Origin of the sequence: Streptomyces sp. NPDC051172, assembly GCF_040682555.1 — a bacterium.
GTDB lineage: Bacteria > Actinomycetota > Actinomycetes > Streptomycetales > Streptomycetaceae > Streptomyces.
This window is the reverse complement of sequence record NZ_JBFBBE010000072.1, coordinates 37,527-48,184: the sequence shown is the minus strand read 5'-3', so window position 1 is coordinate 48,184 and position 10,658 is coordinate 37,527. Positions and strand designations below refer to the sequence as shown.

Sequence of the window (10,658 nt, the reverse complement as noted above, 5' to 3'; positions counted from 1 at the left end):
GCCGTAGCGGGGCATCTTCGAGACGGCTGTGGCAAACGGCGAGGCTGGGCAGCAGGGCGGCAAGCCGGGGCAGGGGCGTGCCGGTGAACTGGGCCATAGCTGCCTGTGCGGGTACGTTGAGGAACAGTTCCAGTCCGGTTTTGGGTGTGCCCGTTACGTGAACACCGTGCGGACCGTTCAGGACTGCCCGCAGCAAGTCCTGGGCCGACAGCCCGAATCCGGCGGTCATCCTGCGAATCCAGGAGCCGGTCAGCTCCTGCCTGACGGGTGCATGGCGAGCGGGCACAGGCGCTGGATGGGGGGAATGCACAGGCATGGTCCTTTGCGGCAGACAGGAACGAGAGCCCCGAAACCGGGGCCGCAGTTGGGGTCCTTTGAACACAACCGGCCCGCGATGGTGCGGCGCCAAGGCCGCAGCACCGCGCTAGGTGGCTAGTCCGCCCTTGCGTTGCCTGCGCGTGGCACGTGCCGCGTTCGTGGCCTGAACGTCGAGCACCACCTGCGACAACAGCTTCTTCGTGACCGCGTGGCTTTCGTCGACGATGGAGCGGATCGCGGCCTCCCGCACCAGAAGGGAGAGACTGGACATCACACCGCCGGTGAGTAGATGGATGTAGTCGGCGTGACGGACCAACGTTCCGGGCCGGTGCCGGGTCAGCCGCAGCGCCCCGTCCATTCCCTGCAGAAGCTCCCGCCACGCCGCCTTCTGCACGGGAGTGCCGTTGAGCAGTGGGGGAGTGCGCAGGATCTTGCAGCGGGCGGCGAGCTGAGCGCCGCGCGGGCCGGCCAGCAGCGGTGAGTGCTCCACATCGACACCGGCCAGCACGAACGTTGCAGGTACCCGCTCCGCAAGGGTTTTGACCTGGTCGGAGGTGTCAGCCCCAGGCCGGGTGCGGGTGTTGAGTAGATGGACGTCGTCGAAGAAAACCAGCCGGGTGCGCCGCTCGCACAGCACGTGGCACACGGCGTTGGTGATGGCGTTCTCAGTCATCCGCTCGTGGACAGGGATACCGGCGAACCGGGCCAGGACCTGGACCAGGCTCTTGGGCGTGCAGGTGGGCGGGATGGAAGCGAACGCCACGGGCATGTAGCCTTCCCGGCCCCCGAGGCGGCGTCGTTCGCTCAGCTCGAAGGACCGGCCAAGTTCCGCAAGCGTGGTCGACTTTCCCGCCCCGGGAGGCCCGGACACGATCAGGCCACGCCGGGCAGTACCCCGCTGCCGGTTGTTCACCAGCAGCGTCAGCCTGAGCTGGGTCAGCGCCCGTTCCATGAACGGGGTCTTGAGGGTGACGAACTCGGAGTGGTAGTCCAGCAGCCGCTTGCGGTTCCAGGACGGATCGCCCACCGGGGGTGCGGGCACGCGCGGGCGGGATACCTCAGTTTGCCAGAGGAGGCCGTTCGTGACCGCACCAGGAGCAACCTCGTCGTCGAAGAAGCCGTCGTCTGCAGCGGTGATTACGGCAGCCACGGGTCCTCCTCCGCTTCCGTGTCACCCAGGACGTGACAGCCGCCAGCGGACCGGCCGGCCTCCAACTCATCGTCACGGGAGCCGAAGATGTCTTCGCCCTCGTCACCGCCGTCGTATGCGTCGGGCACGGTGTCGTCGTCGAGGTTGGGCACGGCGTACACGCCGGCCAGCCCGAACGACGGTGCGGGCACGTCCAGCACGTTGAGCTCTCCTGCGGGCACCGGCACCGTACTCGAGGCACGAGACTTCGCTGCCACCCGCCGCTCCGCGGCAGACAGCTTCTCCTTGCGCGCGGCCCGTTTGAGGAAGCCATCCAGGGCCAAGGCCAGTTCGGACTCGTGTTCCTCCCGCGAGCCGGTGCGTTCGACCACCTTGCAGATGTGCTCCCACACGTGGTGGGTGAACGGCAGGCCGACCGAGGTGGCGTGGATCCACGCCACCTCGCGAAACCCTTCCGGCAACCGGACCCAGATCCGGACGGGGTCGTAGGGGTTGTAGTGCACCTCCCACAGGCCCTTTTCCGAGACCACCCCGGAGTCCTGCCCGCGGTGGCCGTTGAGGCAAGGGTCGTCGTAGGTGCGATAGTCGAAGCGGACACCGGCGTCCGTGATCGGCTGCCAGCGCACCGGCAGCAACTCCACGAAGTCGTCCGCCGACAGAGGCACCGGCACATAGCCCGCCACCGGAAGCAGCGCCGCCCACATCTGATTGGGCGTGAGGGCCTTCTTCGGCATCAACGGGTGTCGCAGGCCCTCGTGCCGGCGGTGGTGCCAGTGCACAAGGAACTCCTCCCACAGCGCCTGGAGCTCGGACACGGTCCACAGCCGCTCCTGCTCCACGCGTGAGCCGCGCTCACCCACGCACGAGCCGGTAAAGCCAGGCAGCCACTGACAAAACTCAGTGCCGATCGAGCCGAAGCCCCTCTCCACATGCCCCTTGGCCGGTCCATTGGCCGGAGGCACCGGCTGCAGCGAGATCCCCAGGCTCTCGCACGCGGCCCGCGTGGCGGGGGAGATGAACACCTTGCCCTGGTCGACCACGACCGTCTCGGGCACGATCACCGGCCGCGCTGCCGCATCCTTCAGCCGCTCATCCACAGCGGTCAACCGCTCGTGCGGCACCACCGACGCGGCCATCGACAGCGCCGCGTCCCAACCCGGACGCATCACCACCGGCGTCATCATCTGCGCCAGCAACACCGCCACATCCGTCAGCTTGGTCCCAGCCGGCCGCAGCACCCCCCACAGCCCGCGCACGGCCACATCCACAGCGGTGGTCAGCTCCAGCCGCCCCACCACCCCGTCGTCCAGGACCACCAGCACGTCCAGCGGCGAGCTGTCCATCATCACGATCTCGCCGGGCCGCAGCGCCAAAGTCGGCTTGAACGGCGGCGCCGGGCGCGCGGCGCGGGCACGCCGCTGCGCCACCGTCCCCCGCAACCCGAGGGACTCCTCCACAGCGTCGAGGAGTTTGTTGAACGTGGACGTAGCTGGCACCTCGACCGACTGCTCACCATGCCGTGCATCCAGCAACCACTGCGTCTCCCGCCGCATCCGCTTCTTCCACCCCCGCGAGCGCGAACGCAAAGCCTCCTCAGGCAGCAGCGCACGCAGCGCCTCGACCACCAGGGGATCGGCCCGCTCCAGCCGCGTCGAGCCACGCCGCTTGACGACCAGCCCCCACACCCCATCCGCTTGGTAGCGCGCCCTCCACCTGCGCACCGTCGCCCGGCTCACGCGCGGCCAGCCCTGTGCGGCCAGTTCATCGGCCTTCGCCTGCTCACGCTGAGCCAGCGTCGTAACAGCGGGGTCGTATTGAGGCTTCACCAGCCCCTTGCCGCTTGGCGTCGGGTACCCGGTCTCCACCTCGCGGACGTGCCGCTCCAGATCGAGCGCACGCAGCTGCTGACCCTCAGGCACCGTCGACAACAGGCCGACCTGCGGCACCCGCAGACCCGGGCCGGCCATCGGGCCGAAGCCAGGATCCCCCAGCAGCGCGGACAGGCCGAACACGGCCAAGGAGCCGTCCCCGTTCTTGTCGGCCAGCCAGATCCGCGCCCCGGACGCCATGGCCCCCTCGATTCCGGCCACGGTCCACTCCCGGCCGCCGTGCCGTAGGGCGTCACCTATCGTGAGGATCGGCCGGCTCATCGTGCTGCCCCCGCTCGCGCGGCAACCGCGACCACGCGCTCGTGCAGTACACGCTCCAGCGGCACACTCAGCACGCCAGTCCACAGCGCATGGAACACGACCGGCCACACCGCGATCGGATCGCCCAACCGCCGCACTCCCTCCATCAGGGGCAACGGGGCGCGGAAGCATGCGACTACCTCAGGCAACCGGCCCCCGGCGCACCGCGGATGCCGGTAGCCGGCTAGCCAGCGCACGTTGGCCTCCACCACACGCAGCGGCGGCCCCACCAACCGGTACCGCCAACCTGCCGCCGTGGCCGCAGCCTCGAGGTGCGCAGCACGCCGGACAAGCCGCCGCCCGGCTCCGAACGGGCCTGCACAATCAACCAGCAGCCCACTGCCGTCGGTTAGACGCGCCATCAGATGCGGCGCATGCGAGATGGTTTTCCCGCCCCGGCCATGCCACAAGAGCTCCACCGGCCGACAGGCCAGGGCCACTACCCTCGGGTCGTGGTCCAGCATCATGACCTGTGTGCGCATGGCCTTGAATCCATAAGGCACCAAACACCGGTCAGTCGCTGACCACCACCAACCTGGCGCCGTACGGCGGCCCTTGAGTACTGGAAACTGCTGTATCGGCAGGCACTCTTCCAGCGCCTGCTCTCCGGCAGCTTCCAGCCACGGCACCTCACGCTCGACTCCGAGCGGATCCACGAACCGAGCCATCATGCGAGCGGGGTCAGCGGAATGACGGCCAGCGCTCAGGGGCGGTGCGAGGGCAGACTGCTCCTGCAACGAGAAAGGCAGGGAGGTCACGAACAACTCTCCAGTTTGCAAGGGAAAGCAGGACGGAAGGCACCGCTTGGACTCAAGACAGGTGCCTGAAAAACGTGTTGCGCAAAGACCGGCCTGGCCTACGACGGCTAGTCGGGCCGTCACGACGCGCTCAGGCCGCGAAAGTGGGCGAGGTCGGGAGAAGACCTGACACCGCAACCCCAGAACAGATCACCGCGATGTTTGCGGCATCCGGCCGGACATATCCAGGCGCTCGATGCTGCCAGGTAGATGTGGGGCATGGACGCGCGGCATCGCCGCCGTCTGTTCCCTGAAAGACGAGGGGAGACTCATGAACGCATCCTGACGCACTGTCTGGCCGAGCCTGAGGCGTCCAATCTCAGTACCAGACGGTAGCCGAGACTTCGCGCCATTTCTGTTGCGCTGGTTGCGGATGCATTGTCAGACCCCCCCTCTACACTGCCCCACCTCCTACGCCAAGACGAGGTATCCCAGCCCGCACCGTGCCTGGAGGCGCGGCGCTCTAAGCTGCGCATAGTCGTTGCGAACGATAAGGCGCGGCGGACGGTTCAGCTCGCAGCCGACGGCAGGGATGGAGGGAAGACGACCGCGTGCTACACGCGTTGCATCCCGGCCGCGGCATGTGAACGAATGACCGAAAAGATCTTGCCTGGGCATGGGTCCGCTCTAAGTTCGAAATGCGTTCGACGCGCCGTCTGCGGCAGGCACGTCAGCCGCAGCACCCCTGACGGCTGAACCTGCCCTGCTCGAATGGTGGCGCCTCGGCCGGTGGCCTCCGCGTGCATCAACTCGACCTGGTGCCCGGCACCATCGACCAGAATTACCCGGCGCCGACGGCGCTGTGGATCAGAGGTTTCTGCATGGTCGCACGCAGTGGTGTCATGACGGGTCAGTAACGGTTACCGAGGCCAAGTCAACTTCCCTTGTGGTGAACCTAGTTGTCAGTGCCTCCTTCTACGCTGCTAAAAGCGCATCGCATGGGAGCGGATATGGCGGACAAGACGGTGGTCGTGCACGAGGTATGGCCGCAGGTGCTGGAAACAGTGAAGAACCGGCGGCGGTTCACCTGGATTCTGTTGAGTCAGAACGCGAACGTGTTCTTCTATGACGGGGCCACGCTGACACTGGCCTGGGTCAACCAGGGCGCGGTGGACAACTTCGTCAGTTCGGGCTCCGTGGACGTGCTCGAGGAGGTAGTTGAGGAGGTTCTCAGCTGCCCAGCCGCCGTTGAGTCGGTCCTTGAACAAACACCACCTGCGCCCCTGTATCCCATGCCAGCAAGCACTGTGGCGCCAGTGCATGCGCCCCCAGCCACTGCTGCCCTGCCACCCCGGCCAGCCGTGTCAGCGGCATCCACCCTGCATCGCGTGCTGGGACAAACGGCGTTCTTGATGTATGAACAGGGCAACAGCCAGGCTGCTGCCCTGCTGACGGATGTGGGAAGCGTGGAACTGATGCCGGGCAACCACTCCGGGGAGCGGGCGGACGCCGTCCTCATCGTGTCGCCCTGCCTCGTTCCCCAGTTCACCGACGAGGTCCTCGCAGCCATTCGGCCGGTGTTCGTGCACGTGGCGGGACGGCATGGCCTGCAGGTCGATGGCATCAGTGCCGCTCCTGCGCTTCCCGAGATCGGTGACGACTGGCGGCCAATCCTGCGAGCAAAGCTGGCCATGGGAGAGGCCTCCGAGCAGGCGTCCAAGACGCACACCAAGGAAGCTTCCTCCGCCCTCGGCCGGGAGGATCTCGTCAGGGACCAGACAGCAGGATGTACCCGGTACGGCAAGGCCACTGGTCGTCGATGCCGCCGCTCGGCCGCCGAATGGCCAGCCTACGATGACCTCCCTTCTCCTGTAGCCGCGTGCGCCGGCCACCTCACCTCTGAGGAATGGGAAGCGTGCCAGCAGGCACGCAATCGGCGTGGAGAGGAAAGCAGGGCCTGCTTGAAGGCAGAACTCGCTGCCCGCGAGGCCGGCGACGGCGTGCCAGAACCTGCGGCGAATCTCCCTTGTGCGTCGCGGCCGTGTATCGGCCAGTGCACGTCGCAGGAACGTGCCTGGGGAGGTGACTCCGACGAGGCCTCGATGTCGTGCGCGAACTGCGACAGCTGGGTCTGCGTGAGCTGCGGGCAAGCGCAGGTCGAGGCAGTCTTAGAGTTCTGCGCCGACTGCTTGGAGCGCGAGTCACTGTATGACCCGGAACCTGGGTGGGACCGACAGTATGACGGCGAAGCCGACACCGGTCCAAACCTCCATGCCCGACTGACGGCCATGGTCAACGATCTCGTCAAAGTGACAGGTACCACACACCGGGAAGTGAACGCACGCCTTAACCGCAGGGTCGGAGTGATCAGCAGGGTCGGCGCCGATGAACAGATCATTCGCCGTGCAGTCAGTGCCGCCCGCGCATGGCTCGACCAACTCGATTCTTCCACCTGACCAGGACCGACGAGACCGGGAAACGTCAGGCTTCCGCTTGACCAGTAAGCCGCTCCCGACGAACCGACGATATGTGGCTGCCTCAAGCCGTGGCCGTTGCCGAGCCGTAGTTCTCGGCCAACTCGTCGACTGGCAGGTGCTGTTGCGGCGGGCCGTCGAGGTGCAGCCGAAGGCCGCAGCCGGTACGGCCCGCAGGACGCCTGCGCCGCCTGGTGACGGACGGCCTGGGCCATGGTCTGGTAGGCGCGCGACCTCTACTGGTTGAGCCGACGCATCTGGCCATGCCATGCCCGGCAAGAGTTTGACGCCCTTTCACCTTCTGGACTATGCTACATGCCGAATCAGATATCAGATCAGGGATGAAGGTTGGTGGGATGCTGCTGACCACCGGACAGGCCGCGGAAGAGCTCGGATGTGCGATTACGACGTTCCGCCGCCTCATCTCTGCAGGACTGCTTCCGGGCCTGTCCCGCCGCGGTGTGCGCGTCATGATCCCGCTCGAAGTCGTCCAGGCTCTGCAAGCGCGTCAGCAGGCACCGCTCGATCAGCTGCCAGTCAGGGAAATCGCCGTCCTGCGGGTCGACACGGCCCAGCGGACCGATGAGCCGGAGCGCTCCTGGTTCGGCTTCGCGGCTACTCTCTCCCCGGAGGACCTGCTCAAGGCGTTGCGCGGCTGGTGGCGGTGCGACGCGGCGAGTGTCGCGGCCGGGGGAGTCCTGCCGGTGACGCTCGCGGGCTACGTGGTGGCCGTCCTGACCAACCTTCAGTGGTGGGAGAAGAACTCCGAGGGCCGTCACGCCTTTCCTGAGGCCCGCCTGGCCGGCTACGTCACCGACCTGGCCACTCCGCACACCCGCCTCACCTCCCACGCCGACCGGCAGCTTGCCGAACAGCTGCTGGGCACGCGGCTGGCCTCCCACTCGGGCGGAGCCCTCGCCTACGTTTCCACTCACGCCACCGTCGGATGAACCCGGCCCGGACAAGGAACGCCCGATGGACGCACAGAGCTACAGCACCGCGCTCGCCGATCTGCGCACCGTGCGGGACCAGATCAAGAAGACCCGGGCCGCACTGACGAAGCAGGAAGCGGACCGCGACAAGCTGATCGTCCAGCTGGCCTCCTACACGAAGGCGAAGGCAGAGCGCGTTGCCCAGGCAGCCGGACTGGGCATGGCCGATGTCGTCGCTCTTGCCTCAGCCCTGGCCCCCGACAGCCTCGCCACGCACGACGCCCTGCAGCCGTCGACGGCCGAGCCGTCCACGGCCCAGGCCACCCCCGAAGCCGCACCGCCCCCGCCACAGCAGGCAGCGGCCGCCCCCGTCATGACCACTGCCGCGCGACCTGCCCCCGCAGAGCCCGAGGCCCCGCACGTGCCCGCAGCGGCCCAGGCGTCGCGGGATCTGCCCTCCATCCCTGCGGGCAGCAGCGGCGACGCCTGGCTCGCCGCCACCCCCGGGCTGGCGTCCACCCGGCCCAACTTCACCCAGCAGGCCCGCTCCACCGTCTTCCTGGACACCACCACCGGGATTCTGGTCCACCGTCACCAGACGCACCACCTCGACCTCGCCGACCGGTCGGCTGCGGACATCCTCACTGCTGTCTTCCGCACTCTCCCTGACGGCGTGGAGCGGATTTACATCACCGCGGGCGACCCCTGGCACCGTGACGCCGCCCGCTACCCCTACCTGCGCGACGCGGTGGCCGCCTGGCTGAACGCCCCCATCCCGGGCTGGCGCACCGACACCGGCCGTGGCCGCGACCGGATGGCCGGGCACTTCGTCCACGCCCGCAATCCCGTCGGCCGCTACCAGCGCGAACACGGCGACCAGCACGTCGAAATCCGCTCCGTGGGGGAGTGGTTCGACCTCGACGGCGACGACCCGCACACCGTCCGCGACGCCTTTGTCCTGCTGTGGCAGGCGCTGCGCCGCCACTGGGACGACGCCGTCCTCATGGGCTCCCCCTCGCAGACCGGCCGCGACCTGTGGACGCGCACCATCCCCACCCGCGGCCAGCACGCCGACGGCTTCCCCGTGCTGTCGGAGGAACTGCGCGGCCTGCTGCACACCACCGCAGGCCAGGGCCGCAACGAACTGCTCACCCCGCCCCGGGTCCCCGAGCAACTGCCCCAACTCGTCGAGTATGACCGCACCTTCGCCTACGCCAAGCACACCTGGAAATCCCCGGTCGGCACCCCCCGCCGCATCACCGCCGCCACGTTCGCTTCCTGGTCACAGAAGGAGCAGATGCGCGCCCTGTACGGATGCGGCCACTGGCAGGTCCGCGTGACGGTCCCCGACACCTGGAACCACGTCGGCCTGCTGCCCGCCCCCGCCCCCGGCGACCGCGCCTGGCACTACCCGGCCGAGCCCGGCACCACCTTCACCACCTGGGCCGGCGGACCCGAACTCCACACCGCCCTGACCAACCCCATCCAGCCGTGGAAGATCGAGATCCTCGACGGCATCCTGTGGGAGGACGGCAAACCCCTCGACGACTGGGCCAAAAAGCTCAAGGAGACCTGGACCAACCTCTCCGCCCAGGCCCACTTCCAGGGCGATGCCCAGCAGGCCCGCGCCGCCCACCTCGCCTCTCGCGCCGTGCGCTCCATCCTCCTGTATGGCATCGGCTCCTTCGCCCAGCGCCCCCGCATGGTCACCGGAACCACCCCCCGCCACCTGGAGCGCGATGTACCGCCGGACGCCGAAATCATTGGCTTCGACGACGAGTTGATCACCTGGCAGAAGCCCACCGGCTTCGCCCGCGACCCCAATGCCCACCCCGAATGGGCCGCCGCGATCTGGTCCGGCGCGCGCGCCGCCCTGCTCACCCAGCGCCACCGCGACGACGACACCTATGCCGGGGCCCTGCACACCCCGCCCGGCAGCGTCGTCGCCTTCCGCACCGACGCCCTCTACCTCACCCAGCCCCACAACTGGCCCTACCACCACCAGCCCGGCGACTATCTCCTGCGCGGCCGCCTCACCGGCCCCGTCACCGCCCCCACAAGCGAGGAAGAACTCCTCACGCTGCGGGACGCCGGACGCGCGGCCCTCACCGCTGAGCGGGAGGCCTAATGCCGCGCCGCCCCCGCCGCCAGCCTCAACCCCAGCCCGAGTTGAACGAAGCAGCACACCTCGCCGACCGGCTCCAGGCGGTCGGCTACACCAAACGCGACATCGCCCGCATCATCGACCGCGACCCCTCCCTGGTCTCGCAGTTCTACACCAAGAACAAGGGAGCCGCCTTCGTCCCCGCCCTTAGGCAGGTCCTGGCCGCCGTCGAGACCGGCGGCATCACGGACCTGCCCGAACTCGCCGCCATCGCCGCCCGCCACACCCAACGGCGCACCACCACCTCCGGCGCCCGCGCCCGGGTGCGCACCAAGGCCGTCCTGATCACCCCCACCGGCTCCGGCACCGGCCGCGTCGGCGCCCAGGCCATCGCCTCCGGCTCCGCCCGCCTGCGCCCCCTGATTGCCGAAGCAGCCCGTCTGGGCCTGCGCCTGGCCTTCACCGTGCGCCTGGCCAAGACCGGCTACGTGCACCCCTCCGGCAGCCGCACCGACTCACCCGGCATCCGCCGCGACGTCATCCAGCGCGCCGACCACAGTGAGGAACGCTCCTACGGCTCCGCCCAGACCGGCGGCCTCGACGCCGCCGACTTCGCCCGCCGCGTGGACGCCGCAGGCGGCGACGTCACCGCCGCCGTACACCAGTGGCTGGTGGAGACCGGCCGCATCCGCCCCGACGCCCAGATCATCCACCTCGAAATCCGCACTTGGCGTCCCCGCTGACAGTGCGCCGG

Annotated in this window: 7 protein-coding genes and 1 pseudogene; 4 read left to right on the top strand and 4 right to left on the bottom strand. The window is 68.5% G+C overall.

Annotation, left to right across the window (positions count from 1 at the left end):
* From AB0N07_RS33500 to AB0N07_RS33485, 4 genes and pseudogenes are all read right to left on the bottom strand, one after another.
* Positions 1 to 229: pseudogene (locus AB0N07_RS33500) on the bottom strand (hypothetical protein); the annotation flags it as partial.
* Positions 230 to 424: 195 nt separating this feature from the next.
* Complete coding sequence (locus tag AB0N07_RS33495) at positions 425 to 1,468, bottom strand: AAA family ATPase (RefSeq protein ID WP_365841581.1); 1,044 nt, start codon at positions 1,466 to 1,468, stop codon at positions 425 to 427.
* Positions 1,456 to 3,558: a transposase gene (locus AB0N07_RS33490; protein WP_365841579.1), complete on the bottom strand. Its 2,103-nt coding sequence runs from the start codon at positions 3,556 to 3,558 to the stop codon at positions 1,456 to 1,458. The genes AB0N07_RS33495 and AB0N07_RS33490 overlap by 13 nt, the downstream gene beginning before the upstream one ends.
* Positions 3,559 to 3,614: 56 nt before the next feature.
* Entirely contained in the window at positions 3,615 to 4,415 is an 801-nt protein-coding gene (locus AB0N07_RS33485) for a TnsA-like heteromeric transposase endonuclease subunit (protein ID WP_365841577.1), read from the bottom strand.
* A gap of 989 nt (positions 4,416 to 5,404) precedes the next feature.
* On the opposite strand from AB0N07_RS33485, the gene AB0N07_RS33480 reads away from it, so the two are divergent.
* The 4 genes from AB0N07_RS33480 (at position 5,405) to AB0N07_RS33465 (ending at position 10,647) form a co-directional block, all read left to right on the top strand.
* Positions 5,405 to 6,850, top strand: a complete 1,446-nt coding sequence (locus AB0N07_RS33480) for a hypothetical protein (RefSeq protein ID WP_365841575.1) — start codon at positions 5,405 to 5,407, stop codon at positions 6,848 to 6,850.
* 374 nt (positions 6,851 to 7,224) lie between these two features.
* Positions 7,225 to 7,818 carry a helix-turn-helix domain-containing protein gene (locus tag AB0N07_RS33475; protein WP_365841573.1) on the top strand — a complete coding sequence of 198 codons (594 nt, stop codon included), beginning with the start codon at positions 7,225 to 7,227 and terminating at the stop codon, positions 7,816 to 7,818.
* A gap of 25 nt (positions 7,819 to 7,843) precedes the next feature.
* A complete protein-coding gene (locus AB0N07_RS33470) occupies positions 7,844 to 9,928 on the top strand; it encodes a hypothetical protein (protein WP_365841571.1) in 2,085 nt (694 codons plus the stop codon).
* A complete protein-coding gene (locus AB0N07_RS33465; RefSeq protein ID WP_365841569.1) occupies positions 9,928 to 10,647 on the top strand; it encodes a helix-turn-helix domain containing protein in 720 nt (239 codons plus the stop codon). The genes AB0N07_RS33470 and AB0N07_RS33465 overlap by 1 nt, the downstream gene beginning before the upstream one ends.
* Positions 10,648 to 10,658 lie beyond the last annotated feature (11 nt).